17 protein-coding genes are annotated in these 15,326 nt (G+C 66.0%); 14 read left to right on the forward strand and 3 right to left on the reverse strand.

Annotated features, from left to right (window positions below; translation table 11 throughout):
* Nucleotides 1-7: 7 nt before the first annotated feature.
* Entirely contained in the window at nt 8-595 is a 588-nt protein-coding gene (locus IB230_RS06225) for a DUF1439 domain-containing protein (protein ID WP_192270087.1), read from the forward strand.
* Nucleotides 596-622: 27 nt separating this feature from the next.
* On the opposite strand, the gene IB230_RS06230 is transcribed toward IB230_RS06225, so the two are convergent.
* Complete coding sequence (locus tag IB230_RS06230; protein WP_192270089.1) at nt 623-2,842, reverse strand: DUF5916 domain-containing protein; 2,220 nt, start codon at nt 2,840-2,842, stop codon at nt 623-625.
* Nucleotides 2,843-2,964: 122 nt separating this feature from the next.
* On the reverse strand, nt 2,965-3,438 hold the full coding sequence (locus IB230_RS06235) for an SET domain-containing protein-lysine N-methyltransferase (RefSeq protein ID WP_192270096.1): 474 nt from the start codon (nt 3,436-3,438) through the stop codon (nt 2,965-2,967).
* Nucleotides 3,439-3,606: 168 nt separating this feature from the next.
* On the opposite strand from IB230_RS06235, the gene IB230_RS06240 reads away from it, so the two are divergent.
* Nucleotides 3,607-4,140, forward strand: a complete 534-nt coding sequence (locus IB230_RS06240) for a cytochrome c family protein (protein WP_225589223.1) — start codon at nt 3,607-3,609, stop codon at nt 4,138-4,140.
* A 15-nt stretch (nt 4,141-4,155) separates the two neighbouring features.
* Here IB230_RS06240 and IB230_RS06245 read toward each other — a convergent pair whose 3' ends face one another.
* A complete protein-coding gene (locus tag IB230_RS06245; protein ID WP_192270098.1) occupies nt 4,156-4,362 on the reverse strand; it encodes a hypothetical protein in 207 nt (68 codons plus the stop codon).
* 207 nt (nt 4,363-4,569) lie between these two features.
* On the opposite strand from IB230_RS06245, the gene IB230_RS06250 reads away from it, so the two are divergent.
* The 12 genes from IB230_RS06250 (at nt 4,570) to IB230_RS06305 (ending at nt 15,321) form a co-directional block, all read left to right on the forward strand.
* Nucleotides 4,570-5,031 (forward strand): SUF system Fe-S cluster assembly regulator, encoded by a 462-nt coding sequence (locus IB230_RS06250; protein WP_192270100.1) that lies wholly within the window; start codon nt 4,570-4,572, stop codon nt 5,029-5,031.
* Nucleotides 5,032-5,046: 15 nt separating this feature from the next.
* Complete coding sequence (gene sufB / locus IB230_RS06255; RefSeq protein WP_192270101.1) at nt 5,047-6,486, forward strand: Fe-S cluster assembly protein SufB; 1,440 nt, start codon at nt 5,047-5,049, stop codon at nt 6,484-6,486.
* Complete coding sequence (locus tag IB230_RS06260) at nt 6,483-6,878, forward strand: TonB family protein (RefSeq protein WP_192270102.1); 396 nt, start codon at nt 6,483-6,485, stop codon at nt 6,876-6,878. Before sufB ends, IB230_RS06260 begins: the two co-directional genes overlap by 4 nt.
* Nucleotides 6,879-6,895: 17 nt before the next feature.
* On the forward strand, nt 6,896-7,660 hold the full coding sequence (sufC, locus tag IB230_RS06265) for a Fe-S cluster assembly ATPase SufC (RefSeq protein WP_192270103.1): 765 nt from the start codon (nt 6,896-6,898) through the stop codon (nt 7,658-7,660).
* Nucleotides 7,660-8,922, forward strand: coding sequence for a Fe-S cluster assembly protein SufD (sufD, locus tag IB230_RS06270; protein WP_192270104.1), 1,263 nt, complete (start codon nt 7,660-7,662; stop codon nt 8,920-8,922). Before sufC ends, sufD begins: the two co-directional genes overlap by 1 nt.
* Entirely contained in the window at nt 8,919-10,169 is a 1,251-nt protein-coding gene (locus IB230_RS06275) for a cysteine desulfurase (RefSeq protein ID WP_192270105.1), read from the forward strand. The genes sufD and IB230_RS06275 overlap by 4 nt, the downstream gene beginning before the upstream one ends.
* Nucleotides 10,170-10,208: 39 nt before the next feature.
* A complete protein-coding gene (locus tag IB230_RS06280; protein WP_192270106.1) occupies nt 10,209-10,748 on the forward strand; it encodes a GNAT family N-acetyltransferase in 540 nt (179 codons plus the stop codon).
* The gene (locus tag IB230_RS06285; RefSeq protein WP_192270107.1) at nt 10,745-11,077 is read left to right on the forward strand and encodes a non-heme iron oxygenase ferredoxin subunit; all 333 of its coding nucleotides are present in this window, start codon (nt 10,745-10,747) and stop codon (nt 11,075-11,077) included. The genes IB230_RS06280 and IB230_RS06285 overlap by 4 nt, the downstream gene beginning before the upstream one ends.
* Nucleotides 11,078-11,195: 118 nt before the next feature.
* Nucleotides 11,196-11,582 carry a hypothetical protein gene (locus IB230_RS06290; protein ID WP_192270108.1) on the forward strand — a complete coding sequence of 129 codons (387 nt, stop codon included), beginning with the start codon at nt 11,196-11,198 and terminating at the stop codon, nt 11,580-11,582.
* A gap of 153 nt (nt 11,583-11,735) precedes the next feature.
* A complete protein-coding gene (locus tag IB230_RS06295) occupies nt 11,736-13,997 on the forward strand; it encodes a TonB-dependent siderophore receptor (RefSeq protein WP_192270109.1) in 2,262 nt (753 codons plus the stop codon).
* 74 nt (nt 13,998-14,071) lie between these two features.
* Nucleotides 14,072-14,758, forward strand: a complete 687-nt coding sequence (locus tag IB230_RS06300; protein WP_192270110.1) for a Fe2+-dependent dioxygenase — start codon at nt 14,072-14,074, stop codon at nt 14,756-14,758.
* Between the two features lie 101 nt (nt 14,759-14,859).
* Nucleotides 14,860-15,321, forward strand: coding sequence for a hypothetical protein (locus tag IB230_RS06305; RefSeq protein ID WP_192270111.1), 462 nt, complete (start codon nt 14,860-14,862; stop codon nt 15,319-15,321).
* The last annotated feature ends 5 nt before the right edge of the window (nt 15,322-15,326 follow it).

Consider the following 15,326-nt stretch of genomic DNA (forward strand, 5'->3'; position numbering starts at 1 on the left):
GACGATGATGAAGACACTGCTCGCCCGCGTCGCCCTGCTCGCAACGTTGGCGGTGCCACCCGTTGCGATGGCGGAAAGGGGCAACCTGCTCCGCCCCGTGGAGGACAGCGGCAACGTGCTTCGCCTCAACGCCGCCCAGCTGCAGACTGCGGCACGCAGTGGTTTTCCGGTGGAGCATGCGCTGCTGGAAGGTTTCGCCGCGCTGACCCTGACCGATCCGCAGGTGCGCATTCCCGCACCGGGCGAACGGCTGCAGCTGCAGATGAACTACGACATCGTGCTGACCACCGGCGACAGGCTCGAGAACGGCAACGTGGTGGTCAGCAGCGGCCTGCGCTATGACCCCGGCACGCGCGGGTTGCACCTGGTGGACCCGGTGCTGGAACACATCGGCACGGGCGCCGCCGGACGCGGCTTGCCGGGCGGTTCGCGCGAGGTGCTGCAGGACCTGATCCGCGAGTACGCCAACACCCGTCCGCTCTACCAGCTGACCGACGACGACCTCGCCCAGGTGCCGGGCACGCTGACAGCCGAATCGCTGCGCATCCACGATGGCCAGGTGGAACTCACCCTGGGCGCGGCCGCCACGCCCTGAGTCCGCCGCCTCGGGACTGCGAACGCCTCAAAGTTCGAAGCGGTAGCTCAACTTGACCACCAGCTGCTCGTCATTGCGCAGACTGAAAGTGTCGCGCACCGCGTCGTCGACACCCTCCGTGCCGGCCAGCTGCTCGTAGCCGCCGCGGGCGTAGACCACGTACAGGTAGGACAGCGGCGCCAGCTCGTAGCGATAGCGCACCTGGAAGCCCAGGTTGTGCACGCGGAAGTCGTCGATCGGCTCGGCGGTGGCAATGGCATGGCCGGACGGATCGAAGCGCCACGCATTGCGGGCGCGTGCGCTGATGCCGATGGCCTCCATCTTCACGCGCAGTTCCTGACGGTCGTTGATGTTCCAGTCCAGGCCAGCGCGCAGCTTGGTTTCGCGCCCCTCGAACGCGCCGACCAGATCGCCCTGCGCCGCCCCCTGCCAGATCAGCCAGTCCGGCCGGTGTACGGCCAGCAGGCCGGCATTGAGGCTGAACGCATCGCTGATGAAGTAGGTGGTGCCGTACCACACTGCCGTGCCGATCTTGCGGTTGCCGGCCAGCCCGCCGCCGAACGTTTCCAGCTCGAACGTATGGCCCCAGTTGCCCTTGCGCGGGCGCTCGTACTCGAAATAGGTGTTGAAGTTGGCCGGCATCCGCACGATGCCGTTGCCGCGCAGCAGCGTGTCGTTGATCCCCGCGCTGTTGACGTTGATCTGCGCGTACTCGTAGCTGCCGTTGCGCAGCTGGCCTTCGCGACTCATGCGGAACTGGTCGTTGAGCTTTTCGCCATGGTTGTTGTGGCTGCTGCTGACGCGCCAGCGCCAGTCCTTGGAGGAATAGCGCGAATCCTCTGCCAGCCCAGTGAACCGCTTGCGCGCCTCCCAGTGCAGGTAGTTGCTGCTGTTGCGCGACAGGTAGCCGAAATCGTTGAGCTGCAGGTCGTTGCCGAAATGCATGGCGATCCATTGCTGGCGCCAGCCGTGGTCCATCTCGTAGTCGGCCCACACGGTCGCGCCGACATCGTCGGTCTCGGTGCCGCCCTGGTCGATGCGGCTGCCCAGCAGGCGGGTGCGGATGTTCCAGCGCGCGGTCGGCCGCCAGTTGTGGTCCACGCCCAGTACGGTGGCCTCGCGGTCGCGCCAGGGGTCGTCGACGCGGGTCAGCATCGCACCGAGGTTCTGCGTGTCGAAATCGCGCACCAGACGCAGTGCGTGATAGCTGCGCCCGGTGGCGCCGTCCTCGTCGGCGGAGAACAGGCCGTAGTTCACCTTGCCCAGGCTGCCGTTCAACTTCACCGCGGCGGTGATGTCGCCGGTGCTGCCCACGCGTCGCGTATACAGCTGCTGGCTGTCGTCCGAGGGCGTGGTCAGTTCGAAGATGCCCTGGTTCTCGGTGAAGAAGGGCCGCTTGTCGCTGATGAAGGTCTCGGTGGCGCTGAAGTTGACCACCAGGTCATCGGCCTCGACCTGGCCGAAATCCGGATTGACGGTGGCGGTCAGCTGAAAGCGGCCGTTCGGCTTCCAGAACAGGTCGGCGCCGCCGTTGAAGTCGCTGCGTCCGCCGACGTTGTCGTACAGGCCCGACACGTACGGCGTGATGGCCAGCAAGGACTGGTCGTACTGGGCGACGGTGACCGGCGCGAAGTCGGACAGGAAACGCGGCCGTTCGAAGCTGGCCGACGGCCACGCCATGCGCTCGCCGGTCGCGCCGATCACGCGCGCCAGAAACACCTTCAACGTGCGCTGGCCGTCGGTGCCATCGCGCATCGGCGCGGTATGCCAGGGAATCAGCAGTTCGACCGACCAGCCCTCCTCGTCCTCGGTCACGGCATGGCGCCACTGGCCATCCCAGTCGTCGCTGAACTGGTTTTCGTTGGTGATGATCTCGTCGGCGATGCCGCCGGTGGAGCTGACCGTGAAGGCGTAACCGGTGCGACCGTCGCCATCGAAATCGATGAAGGCGTTGACGCGATCGACCTGTGCGTCGAAATCGCGCTGCACCTTCTGACGCGTACGCGGCACGCTGGCCGGATGGGTGGCGCGGAAGGCGATGGCCAGGCCGTCCGGCGTGGCCAGGATCCAGGCTTCGGTGGGCAGCGAGCCGGGCTCGCCGGTCAGCGGCTGGGTCTTGCGGAAGTCGGTAACGTGGCGCGCGTCCTGCCATTCGGCGGGATCGATGCGGCCATCGATCTCGACGGCCTGGGCCAAGGTGCAGGGCAGCAGCAGCGCGAGCGCGCCGGCAATACGGAGGAGAGTCATGGCAGTCGGGTGGTGGTCCGGTGCGCGCAAGGTAGCGACGGGAAAGACGGACCACACCTGCCTTCGGTCATTTCAACCTTCGGGCTTCCTGCGGCATCCGTGCCTGGAAGGGGCCGTCCGGATCAGCGGCCCTTCTTGGGTTGCAGCATCGTACCCGTGCACTTCTTGCTGCCGCAACGGCAGGCCCAGATCTTCTTCAGGCGGGCGGTGTGCGGCTCGGCAAGGGTGATGCCGTAGTTGTAGGTCAGCTCCTCGCCGGGCTTGATCGCGCGGATCGCCTCGATGAACACCTTGTCCTTCTTGCGGTTCTTGCCGTCGTGTTCCTCGATGACGGCTTCGCAGTTCGGATCGCAGCTGTGGTTGATCCAGCGCGCCTTGTTGCCCTTGTGGTTCGCGTCGATGACGTACTCGTCGTTGAGCGTGAACAGGAAGGTATGGCCCGAATCGACGTCACCGGTGTCGTCTTCGTCCACTTCATCGTGCGTGCGGCGCTTGCCCTTGTACTCCACCACCCGCTCGCCCTTCTCGATGGAGGCGATGGCGAACACGCCGTTACCGTGGATGTCGGATTGGCGGGCTTCGATCTTGCGGGGCATGCGGTATCCAGTGGGGACGATGGGTGCGAAAGGGGGATTCTCGCCCATGCCCGCGGGATTCCCAAGTCGGGGGCGGTGTTCGCAGGCTGAATCGCGCCGTGGATCAATGTGGCCGGTCCTGCAGGGACGGCGCGTTGGAAGCCGCATTCCCCCTGCAGAGCCTTCGCCATGCGCACCCTCCGCTTCCTGCCCCTGCCCGTGTTGCTGATGGCGATGGTCGCCTGCCAGCCCGAGGCGCCACGTGCAATGGCGTCATTGCCGGCGCAGGCGCCATCCGAGGCCGATCTGCTCGCCCGCGGCGAATACCTGGTGCGCATCGCCGGCTGCAACGACTGCCACACGCCGGGCTATGCCCAGGCGGGTGGCGAGGTCGCCAAGGACGCCTGGCTGGTGGGGTCGCCGATGGGGTTCAACGGTCCATGGGGCACCACCTACGCCACCAACCTGCGACTGCGGATGCAGGAGCTCAGCGAGGCGCAGTGGATGGAATACAGCGCCAATCTCCGCACGCGACCGATGATGCCCGACTTCGCCGTCCGCGCCATGACGGAGGACGACCGTCGCGCGATCTACCGGTTCGTGCACGCACTGGGCACGGCCGGCCAGCCCGCGCCTGAAGCCCTGCCGCCGGGGACGCCGCCGCCTGCGCCCTACTTCGGCATGGTGCTGCCGACCGGCCCGGAAGCGCCGGCCACGAAGTAGGCAGCCGGCCCCGCCTCAGCCCCACGGGAGCAGGCGGCCGTTGAACATCCAGACCAGGCCCATCGCCAGGCCGAACACCGTCCAGAACAGCTGGCCCATGCCGCGGAACAGTTTCACCGCCAGGTAGATACCGCCGATGGCCAGCAGCACGCGCCACAGGAAGTGCTGGTCGAAGCCACCCGCGGACGGGGCGGAGTAGGAAGGAGCGTGGGTCGTGTTCATGGCGGGCATCCTGGTGTCGGGGCTGTCCGGAAGTGGACAGGGCCCATGTTCCCCATCCGGTGTGCGCACCATCAGTCGCAGCCGTCAGCCATCGCGGGTGACATTCGTCAGCCGGCCCCCTGACTGAATGGGGAAAATTCAGGGGTTTGAGCCTGGCGGGCTTAAAGCGTACAATTTCGGTACGTTTTCTGGACCTCCCCCCTCCCGATGCTCCGTGTCACCAAGCTCACCGACTACGCCACCGTGGTCCTGACCGTGCTCGCCGCGCGTCCGGGCGAGGTGTTAAGCGCGTCCGACCTGGCCGAACACTCCGGCCTGGAGACGCCCACCGTCAGCAAGGTACTCAAGCCGCTGGCCCAGGCCGGGCTGGTCGAAGGCCTGCGTGGCGCGCATGGCGGCTACCGGCTGAGCCGGGACGCCTCCGACATCAACCTGGTCGAGATCGTCGAGGCGATGGAAGGCCCGCTGGCGATGACCGAGTGCAGCCAGAGCGAGAGCCAGTGCGGCATCGCCCACCAATGCGGCGCCCGCGCCAACTGGCGGCTGATCAACGACGTGGTGGCCGACGCGCTGCGCGGCTTCACCCTCGCCCAGATGATCAGCCCTCCCCCCTCCTCTTCCGACGACGTGCGCAGGCGACCCATCGCCGTGCAGGTCGCGACCCGTTGAACCGTAGGCAGCCCGATGGCCACCGAGAACGCTGAAATCCTGGAACAGCTGGGACGTCGCTACGACGCCGGCTTCATCACCGACATCGAATCCGACTCGCTGCCGCCCGGCCTCGACGAGGACGTGGTGCGCGCCCTGTCCGCCAAGAAGGACGAGCCGGAGTGGATGACCGAATGGCGCCTGGCGGCCTACCGCCACTGGCTGACGATGCCGGTGCCGCACTGGGCCAAGCTGAAGATCGCACCGATCGACTTCCAGGCCGTCAGCTATTACTCCGCGCCGAAGGCCAAGTACGCCTCGCTCGATGAAGTGCCGCAGGAACTGCTGGACACCTACGACAAGCTGGGCGTGCCGCTGCACGAGCGCGCCAAGCTGGCTGGCGTGGCCGTCGATGCGGTGTTCGACTCGGTGTCCGTCGGCACCACATTCCGCAAGGAACTGGCCGAGAAGGGCGTGATCTTCTGCTCGATGAGCGAGGCCATCAAGGAGTATCCGGAACTGGTGAAACAGTATCTGGGCAGCGTGGTGCCGGTCGGCGACAACTACTTCGCCGCCCTGAACTCGGCGGTGTTCTCCGACGGCAGCTTCGTGTTCATCCCCAAGGGCGTGCGCTGCCCGATGGAGCTGAGCACCTACTTCCGCATCAACGCCGGCCACACCGGCCAGTTCGAGCGCACGCTGATCATCTGCGAGGACAAGGCCTACGTCTCGTACCTGGAAGGCTGCACCGCGCCGATGCGCGACGAGAACCAGCTGCACGCGGCCGTCGTCGAACTGGTCGCGCTGGAAGATGCCGAGATCAAGTACAGCACGGTGCAGAACTGGTATCCGGGTGACGAGGAAGGCCGCGGTGGCATCTACAACTTCGTCACCAAGCGTGCCGAATGCCGGGGCGCGCGCAGCAAGGTGACGTGGACGCAGGTGGAAACCGGCTCGGCGATTACCTGGAAGTACCCGTCGTGCGTGCTGCTCGGCGACGACTCGGTGGGCGAGTTCCATTCGGTCGCGCTGACGCACCACCGCCAGCAGGCCGACACCGGCACCAAGATGATCCACGTCGGCAAGCGCACCAAGAGCAAGATCGTCAGCAAGGGCATCAGCGCCGGCCGTGGCCAGAACACCTACCGCGGCCTGGTGAAGGTGGACCGCAATGCGGATGGCGCGCGCAACCACACGCAGTGCGACAGCCTGCTGATCGGCAAGAAATGCGGCGCCCACACCTTCCCCTACATCGAGGTAAAGAATCCGACGGCGACGCTTGAGCACGAGGCCACCACCTCGAAGATCAGCGACGACCAGATGTTCTATTGCCGCGCGCGTGGCATCAGTCAGGAAGATGCGGTCTCGATGATCGTCGACGGCTTCTGCAAGCAGGTCTTCCGCGAGCTTCCGATGGAGTTTGCGGTCGAGGCGAAGAAGCTGCTGGAAGTGTCGCTGGAAGGCAGCGTGGGATGAGGGGGCTCATCCTCCTCCCGCTCCTGATTGCCGGCGTACTCGCGCCCAGGGCCGCAAGTTCGGCTGAGATCGCGTGTTCGAAAGGTGATCTGGAAGGTCTTCAGGCATTTCGCATCCCGCCGGACACTTATCTGCGCGACAAGAGCGCCGAGGTCACGCTGACGATTGATGTCGGCAACGATGGCGCTTACGAGAGAGTCCATGTCTCGGCCTCATCTCGACTCCGTGAGATTGATCGCGCTGCAATCGAGTCGATAAAGAAGACCAGGTTGACCGGCTCCTGTTTGCGAGCGTCCTCCGGACCGCTGCACGTGCACTACAACGTCAGCCTTACCCCGAATGGCGTGGGCCCAGATGGCATTACCCGCCTCTGGCGCACCACATCCGAATAAAAATAGGTAAAAGCATCATGTTGAAGATCGACAACCTCCACGCCAGCGTCGCCGGCAAGGACATCCTCAAGGGCCTTTCGCTGGAAGTGAAGCCCGGCGAGGTGCACGCCATCATGGGGCCCAACGGCGCCGGCAAGTCCACGCTGGGCAATATCCTGGCCGGGCGCGATGGCTACGAAGTCACCGCCGGCAGCATCGAATTCGACGGCAAGCCGTTGCTGGAACTGGAACCGGAAGAGCGCGCTGCCGCCGGCATGTTCCTGGCGTTCCAGTACCCGGTCGAGATCCCGGGCGTGAACAACACCTACTTCCTGCGCGCGGCGCTCAACGCGCAGCGCAAGTCGCGCGGCGAGGCGGAGCTGGACTCGATGCAGTTCCTCAAGCTGGTGCGCGACAAGCTGGCCGTGCTGCACCTGAAGGACGAGCTGCTGCATCGCGGCGTCAACGAAGGCTTCAGCGGCGGCGAGAAGAAGCGCAACGAGATCTTCCAGCTGGCCGTGCTGGAACCGAAGCTGGCGATCCTGGACGAGACCGACAGCGGCCTGGACATCGACGCGCTGAAGAACGTCGCCGACGGTGTCAACGCGCTGCGTTCGCCGGACCGTGCCTTCCTGGTCATCACCCACTACCAGCGCCTGCTCGACTACATCAAGCCGGACGTGGTGCACGTGCTGGCCGACGGCCGCATCGTCGAGACCGGCGGCCCCGAGCTGGCGCTGGAACTGGAACAGCATGGCTATGCGTGGATCAAGGATCGCGTGGCGCCGGAGCAGGCAGCCTGATGAGCGCGTTGCTGGATTCCCTGTCGGCAGGCTTCAGCGGCGACGCCGCACGCCGTGCCGTGCTGGACGAGGCGCTGCGCGACGGCCTGCCGGGCCCGCGTACCGAAGCCTGGAAGTACACCTCGCTGCGTCAGCTGGAGCGCCGCAGCTTCGCGGCAGTCGAGGCGTTGCCGGCGCTGGATCCGATGCTGCTGGCCGACATCCCGGCGCCGCGCGCGGTGTTCGTCAATGGTCGCTACTCGGTGGCGCTGTCGCTGACCACCGACTTGCCGGACGGTGTCAGCCTGCAACTGCTGTCCGAGGCGCTGGCCGAAGGCGGCGATGCCGCGCGCTTCCTGCAGCGCCGGTTCGAGCGCAGCGATGAAATCTTCGCGCGCCTCAACGCCGCGCTGGCGACCGAAGGCGTGCTGCTGCGCGCCGAGCCCGACACCCGCAGCGAGCAACCGCTGCACCTGGTCTTCATCGGCACCGCCGACGGCGCGGATCGCGCCTGGCACCTGCGCAACCTGATCGAGCTGCGTGCCGGCGCCGCGTTGACGGTGGTCGAGCACCATATTGCCGTCGACGCTCATGCGCATTTCATCAATGCGCTGACCCACGTGCACCTGGCCAAGGACGCACGCCTGACGCACGCCCGCATCGAGTCCGACAGCGATCGCGCCACCACCCTGCTCCGCACCGACGCCGTCATCGCCCGCGATGCCGAGTACCGTCGCGTGGACCTGGAACTGGGCGGCGCCTTGTCGCGACACGAACTGAATGTCCGCCTGGAAGGCGACAACGCGCGCCTGGTCGCCAACGGCGTCCTGCTCGCGCACGGTCGCCGCCATGTCGACACGCGGCTGGGCATCGACCACATCGGTCGCGACACGGCCTGCGAGCTGACCTGGCGCGGACTGGGCGCGGATCGTGGCCGTGCCGTCTTCCACGGCGGCATCTTGATCCGCGAAGGCGCCGACGGTACCGACGCCGCGCTGTCGAACAAGAACCTGCTGCTGTCGGCCAATGCCGAAATCGACACCCAGCCGGTGCTCGAGATCCATGCGGACGAGGTGAAGGCCGCGCACGGCGCCACCGTCGGCCAGCTCGACGCAACGGCGATGTTCTACCTGCGCTCGCGTGGCCTGCCGCAGGCGGAAGCACAGCAGCTGCTGACCGCCGCGTTCTGCCGCGAGCCGCTGTCGGCGATCGAAGCACCGCAACTGCGCGACCTGCTGGTATCCCGCGTCGATGCCGCGCTGGCGTCACTGGGCGCGGCATGAACCACGAGGCCGCCCCAGCGCCTGCCGGAAACGCCATCGATTGGGCGCGCGTCCGCGCCGATTTCCCGCTGCTGACGCGCCAAGTCAACGGCAAGCCGCTGGTGTATCTGGACAGCGCCAATACCGGGCAGAAGCCGGCGTCGGTCATCCAGACAGTCGATGACTTCTATCGCCAGCACAACGCCAACGTCAGCCGTGCCGTGCACACGCTGGGCACCGAGGCGACCGAGGCCTACGAAGGCGCGCGCAGGACGCTGGCCCGCTTCCTCAACGTGCGGCCCGACGAACTGGTGCTGTGCAGCGGCACGACCTTCGCGATCAACCTGGTGGCGTACTCGTGGGCGCTGCCGCGCCTGAAGGCCGGCGACACGATCCTCGTCTCGCGGATGGAGCACCACGCCAACATCGTGCCGTGGCAGCTCGTCGCGCAGCGTACGGGCGCCACCATCAAGGTCGCCGAGATCCATCAGGATGGCTCGCTGGACCTTGAGGCGCTGTACGCCGCGATGACCGGCGACGTGAAGCTGTTGGCCGTCACCCATACCTCGAACGTGCTGGGCACGGTGAATCCGGTCCGCGAGATCTGCCGCGAGGCCCGCAAGCGTGGCATCGTCACCGTGGTGGACGGCTCGCAGGCCGTACCGCACCGCGCGGTCGACGTTGCGGCGATCGGTTGCGATTTCTATGCGCTGACCGGCCACAAGATGTGCGGTCCCACGGGGACCGGCGCGCTGTGGGCGCGCAAGGAACACCTGCAGGCGATGCCGCCGTTCATCGGTGGCGGCGAGATGATCAAGGAAGTCAGCTTCGACGGCACCGTGTTCAACGACGCGCCGCACAAGTTCGAGGCCGGCACGCCGAACATCGCCGGCTTCATCGGGCTGGGTGCAGCCGTCGACTACCTGGACGCACTGGGCATGGCGAACGTGGAATCGCGCGAAGCCGAACTACTGGCGCATGCCACCGAGGAACTGGACCGGATTGAGGGCGTGCGCATCTTCGGCCGGGCGCCCGAGAAGGCGGCGGTGATCTCGTTCCTGGTGGAGGGCGCACACGCGCACGACCTGGCCACCCTGCTAGACCTGGATGGCGTCGCCGTCCGTTCCGGCCAGCATTGCGCCCACCCCCTGCTGCAGTTCTACGGCGTGGCCGCCACGCTGCGCGCCTCGTTCGCGTTCTACAACACGCACGAGGAAGTCGAGCACTTCATCGCCGCGCTGAAGAAGGCACGCAGCCTGCTGGCCTGACGCTGCGGTGGAACGGTCCGCCGCCCTACAATGGGCGGCATGGAAACCCTGACCTTTCGCCCCGCTGCCCACACCGATATCCCGGCCCTCGTCGCCCTGGTCACGTCCGCTTATCGCGGCGACGTGAGCAAGCAGGGCTGGACCACCGAGGCCGACATGCTGGACGGCCAGCGCATCGATCCCGAGGTGCTTCGCCGGGATATCGAGCGGCCACACAGCCGGATCATCATCGCCGAGCGGGACGGCCTGTTGCTGGCGTGCGCGCATGTGGCGGAGGAGGATGGCGCGGGTTACTTCGGCATGTTCTCGGTCCGCCCCACTCTGCAGGGCGGCGGCGTGGGCAAAGCGCTGCTGGCGGAAGCCGAGCGCGTCGCCCGTGAGGAATGGAAGCTGCCGGCCATGCGGATGACCGTGATCGATATCCGCGACGAGCTGATCGCGTTCTACGAGCGCCGCGGCTACGTGCGCACCGGCATCAAGAAGCCGTTCCCCTACGGCGATGAGCGCTACGGCATCCCCAAACGCGACGACCTGCGCTTCGAGGTGCTGGAGAAGCCCTTCGTGGGAGTGCCTGCATGAGCGAGACATGGACGTTCGTCTGCGCCACAGGCGAGCTGCTGCCCGGGGAAATGAAGACCGTCTTCGACGAGGTTACCGGTACGCCCATCGTCGTCGTCAACCACGACGGCGAGGTGTATGCGCTGGAAGACAAATGCAGCCACGAAGACTTTGAGCTTTCCTCCGGCAGCTACGACCCGGCGGAAGCCAGCATCGAGTGCGTGCTGCATGGGGCTCGCTTCGATGTCCGTGACGGCCGGGCCCTGTGTGCGCCGGCCTATTCCCCGGTGGTGAAGTTCCCGACAAAGCTGGAACACGGCGGGATCTGGACCCGCGACGACCGGGATTGAGTATCCGGTTACTGGTTGCCCGCGACTTGTAAAAATTCTGTTGTAATCGCGAATAATTCTCATTATTCTGGCGCGCCCCGCCTGCGACCGGCCGTCGCAGCCCTGCGCCCGAACCCACTTGTCTCATCAGCCTGCCGCTGCCGCCCGGATCGTCACCCGCCTACTGCTGGGCTGGGTGCTGCTGGTCATGGCCAGCATGGCGATAGCCGCAGGCAAGGCGCCGCCCACGGCGCGGCACGCGACACTGCCTGCCGCGCCACTGCTGGTGCTCGCCGAGTCCGGCCATGCCGATCGCGATGATGCGTCCTGCCTGAGGGCCCCGCTGGTCCTGCAGGCCCTCGAATCCGACATCGCGAAGAGCGAGTCAGAACCCGACCTCTCCTTCGACAGCGCTCGTGCACAGCGGTCCCGCCTGACGCCCTGCCGTCCCAGGAACCTGCGCGACGCGTCCTGCGTCCTGCGTCGCCACACGCCCTTGGGACGCGGCCCCCCAGCGCTGTCCTGACGCTCTACGCGCGCCGCCGGCGTGCGCTTCCGCTCCCGCGTTTCTCCTGATCCATCTTGCGCTTGCCGAGGTCGCTGTCCGACCGCGGCCGCGATGTCTCTTTTCCCCCGCCAGCCTTCGCCACCGGGTGCTTCCATCACCTTGAGGATGCTCATGAACCTTCGTCACTCCCCCCTTGCCGCCGCCCTGCTGCTGGCGATCACCACCCCGGCCCTGGCCGCCCCCACCGGCGACACCCCAGCCGATGCCTCCGGTCAGGCCAAAGAGCTCGACACGGTAGAGGTCCATGGCGAGCGCGTCCGCAAGGCCAGCTCACCGAAGTACACCGAAGAACTGGTCGATACGCCGCAAACCATCACCGTGGTCACCAGCGAAGTCATGGCGCAGCAGAACCTGCTGGGCCTGCGCGATGTGCTGAGTACCCTGCCGGGCATCACCTTCGGCGCCGGCGAAGGGGGCGGCGGCTACGGCGACAGCATCAACTTGCGTGGCTTCAACGCCACCACCGACATCACGGTCGACGGCGTGCGCGACAGCGCGCAGTACACCCGGACCGACAATTTCAATCTCGAGTCCATCGAACTCATCAATGGTGCCAACTCCGCGATGTCCGGCGCCGGGTCGGTAGGCGGCAACATCAACCTCGTGAGCAAGACGGCTCGCGAAGGCAACTTCAGCACGTTTACCCTGGGCGCGGGCACCGACAGCTTCGGGCGCGCCACCGTAGACAGCAATCACGACTTCGGCACCGGCCAGGCACTGCGCGTCAACGCCATGGTCCATCGCAACGACGTCGCGGACCGTGATGTGGAGGAGTACAAGCGCTGGGGCATTGCGCCTTCGTTCGCGATCGGCCTGGGTTCCGACACCCGCTTCACGCTGAGCTACCTGCACCAGCACGACGAGAACATCCCGGAATACGGCCTCCCCTATTTCGCGGCCTACGGCGGCCTGTTGCCTGGCATCAGCCGCGACGCCTACTTCGGCTACCGCAACATGGACAAGCAGGAGATCGATGTCGACGTACTGACGGGTGTGTTCGAACACGACTTCAACGAGCAGGTCTCCCTGCGCAGCCTCGCTCGTTACCAGAAGGTCGATCAGTATGTGCTCGTGAACCCTACCCAGGGCACGTGGTGCCTCGACAACGGCATCAACCCGGCCACCGGCGCGGGATGTACGGGCAATATGCTGCCGGGCACCTACCAGCCGTCCGGTCCCCGTGGCACGACACGCGATACCACCAACGGCCTGGCGCTCAGCCAGACGGACGTAACGGCGCGCTTCAATACCGGCAGTGTGGAACATGCACTCGTCGCGGGCGTCTCGTTCATGCATGAAACCTACGAGCTGGACAACGGCAACACCCAGCGCAACGCGGACGGCACCGCTCCCGTGTACCCGGTGATGGGCATCCACAACCCGAACAACGTGTATGCGGGGCCGGTCAACTACATTCGGGCCGGCCACACCGACGGCACGCTGGACAACCAGGCCGTTTACGCCTTCGACACACTGAAGTTCAACCCGCAATGGGAACTGGCGCTCGGTGCGCGCTACGAACACAACGAGGGCGACACCCGAGCAATCACCTATGCCACGCCCGCCGCGGGGGGCGCCGTGACCGTCGGCAAGACCTTCCGCAATGAGGACGACCTGTTCTCGTATCGCGCAGGCCTTCTGTTCAAGCCCGCCGAGAATGGCAGCATCTACCTGTCCTACGCCAACTCGAAGACCCCTTCCAAGGGCTCGGTCAATGGCGCCTGTACAGACCAGACCTGCGAAGTCGACCCGGAGACGGCCGTCAACATCGAACTGGGCACAAAGTGGAACTTGCTGGATGAACGACTGGCGGTGACTGCCGCGCTGTTCCGCAACGAACGCCAGAACTACAAGGTCGCTGACCCCAACAATCCCGACAATCCCTCCGGCACGCAGCAGCTGGACGGCAAGGCCCGCGTGGACGGCATCGCCTTGGGCGTGGCCGGCAACATCACGCGTGCGTGGTCCATCTTCGCCAACTACACGTATCTGGACAGCGAAGTCCTGCAGAGCGTGTCGGACCGCGTTCGCGAGACCACAGGTATCGATGCCCAGGCCGGCAACCCGTTGCCCAACACGCCGGAGCATTCGGCCAGCGCCTGGACGACCTACGCATTGCGTGGTTGGACCCTCGGGTATGGCGTCACCTACCAGGGCGACTTCTACACGGCCAGCGCCGCGAATGCTCCTCGGGTGAAGAGCTACACCATGCATCGTGCCATGGCGGGCTATCAGTTCAGTGAGCGCTTCGGCCTGCAGTTGAACATCGATAACTTGTTCGACAAGCAGTACTTCACCCGCGTGCGCAACAACGGCTGGGCGACGCCCGGTGCGGCACGCTCGGCCGTGCTGACCGCAACCTTCAAATTCTGATCCGCATGATGCTGTAGTCCCTATCCGCCCCGCCCATGCACAATGGGCGGGGCGTTTTCTTGAGGTGAACCGACATGTTGTTGGCGATTCCCGATGTCCTGACTCCCACGCAGGTCGCACAGGCACGAGCCAAGCTCGACGCGTCGGATTGGGCCGACGGCCGCATCACGGCCGGCTACCAGTCGGCGAAGGCCAAGGACAACGCGCAGTTGCCGGAAGATGCCCCGGCGGCGCGCGAGATCGGTGCGCTGATCCTCGATGCCCTGTCCCGCAACAGCACCTTCTTCTCGGCCGCGTTGCCGAGGCGCATCTATCCACCCCTGTTCAACCGGTACGGTGGCGGCCAGTCGTTCGGCTACCACGTCGACAATGCCATCCGTTACGACCGCAGCCGCGGGGGAGTCGATCCGGTGCGCACGGATCTCTCGGCCACGCTGTTCCTCAGCGCCCCCGACGAGTACGACGGCGGTGAACTGGTCATCGAGGACACGTTCGGCACCCAGAGCGTGAAGCTGCCGGCCGGCCACATGGTGCTCTACCCCGGCACCAGCCTGCACAGGGTCACGCCGGTCACGCGCGGGGCACGCGTTGCTTCATTCTTCTGGCTGCAGAGCATGGTGCGCGATGACGGCCACCGCCGACTGATGTTCGAGCTGGATGTCTCGATCCGAAGGCTGACCCAGGATGTGCCGGAGCATCCCGCGTTGGTCCAGCTCACGGGCGTGTACCACAACCTCCTGAGGCAATGGACCGAGGTCTAGACTTTGGGCGAATGGGATTCATCCTTGTTTGCATTTGATAAGTATTCTCAATTACTATAGTCCCGTTCAGCTTGCCGCCAAGGCAGGCTCCGGGGACCCGCTTGATCCATCTGCTGTCCAGTTCCAGCCATCCTGAGCGCGCGCCATCGCAGCGCGGGCGCTTTGCGTGGCGTCCGACGGCCAAGTGGGTACTCACCATGTTCGTGCTGGCCGTGGTGGCGTCGTTGGCGTCCGCACCTCGTCGTGACAGCAGCGAGCGCCAATCGACCGCAACGTTTGCCGAGCCCAGCTTCGTCCATCACGAACTGAGTGAAGACGACCCTCCGCGGGAACCGAAGCATCAGGAGTCGCCGGCCAAGAAGCCTCGCCTGAAGGCCTTGCTGGTGCAGACGCCGCCGGCCACGGATCCCAAGCAGGCGCTGGCTTTCTATCTGTGCTCCGGCGACGCGGTTCCGACGCAACGTCCCGCTCTGCTGCACACCGAACCCGAACCGCGTTCGCGCCGCGAAGATCCCGTCCTTCGCCTGCATCCCGGCCAGGCGCCTCCTCACCGCGTCGCCTGACGCGC

The organism is Pseudoxanthomonas sp. PXM01 (assembly GCF_014851815.1).
Lineage (GTDB): Bacteria > Pseudomonadota > Gammaproteobacteria > Xanthomonadales > Xanthomonadaceae > Pseudoxanthomonas_A.

Coding starts and splice junctions, on each gene's coding strand:
- IB230_RS06225 (WP_192270087.1), top strand. CDS start 8: ATGAAGACACTGCTCGCCCGCGTCGCCCTGCTCGCAACGTTGGCGGTG.
- IB230_RS06230 (WP_192270089.1), bottom strand. CDS start 2,842: ATGACTCTCCTCCGTATTGCCGGCGCGCTCGCGCTGCTGCTGCCCTGC.
- IB230_RS06235 (WP_192270096.1), bottom strand. CDS start 3,438: ATGCCCCGCAAGATCGAAGCCCGCCAATCCGACATCCACGGTAACGGC.
- IB230_RS06240 (WP_225589223.1), top strand. CDS start 3,607: ATGCGCACCCTCCGCTTCCTGCCCCTGCCCGTGTTGCTGATGGCGATG.
- IB230_RS06245 (WP_192270098.1), bottom strand. CDS start 4,362: ATGAACACGACCCACGCTCCTTCCTACTCCGCCCCGTCCGCGGGTGGC.
- IB230_RS06250 (WP_192270100.1), top strand. CDS start 4,570: ATGCTCCGTGTCACCAAGCTCACCGACTACGCCACCGTGGTCCTGACC.
- sufB (WP_192270101.1), top strand. CDS start 5,047: ATGGCCACCGAGAACGCTGAAATCCTGGAACAGCTGGGACGTCGCTAC.
- IB230_RS06260 (WP_192270102.1), top strand. CDS start 6,483: ATGAGGGGGCTCATCCTCCTCCCGCTCCTGATTGCCGGCGTACTCGCG.
- sufC (WP_192270103.1), top strand. CDS start 6,896: ATGTTGAAGATCGACAACCTCCACGCCAGCGTCGCCGGCAAGGACATC.
- sufD (WP_192270104.1), top strand. CDS start 7,660: ATGAGCGCGTTGCTGGATTCCCTGTCGGCAGGCTTCAGCGGCGACGCC.
- IB230_RS06275 (WP_192270105.1), top strand. CDS start 8,919: ATGAACCACGAGGCCGCCCCAGCGCCTGCCGGAAACGCCATCGATTGG.
- IB230_RS06280 (WP_192270106.1), top strand. CDS start 10,209: ATGGAAACCCTGACCTTTCGCCCCGCTGCCCACACCGATATCCCGGCC.
- IB230_RS06285 (WP_192270107.1), top strand. CDS start 10,745: ATGAGCGAGACATGGACGTTCGTCTGCGCCACAGGCGAGCTGCTGCCC.
- IB230_RS06295 (WP_192270109.1), top strand. CDS start 11,736: ATGAACCTTCGTCACTCCCCCCTTGCCGCCGCCCTGCTGCTGGCGATC.
- IB230_RS06300 (WP_192270110.1), top strand. CDS start 14,072: ATGTTGTTGGCGATTCCCGATGTCCTGACTCCCACGCAGGTCGCACAG.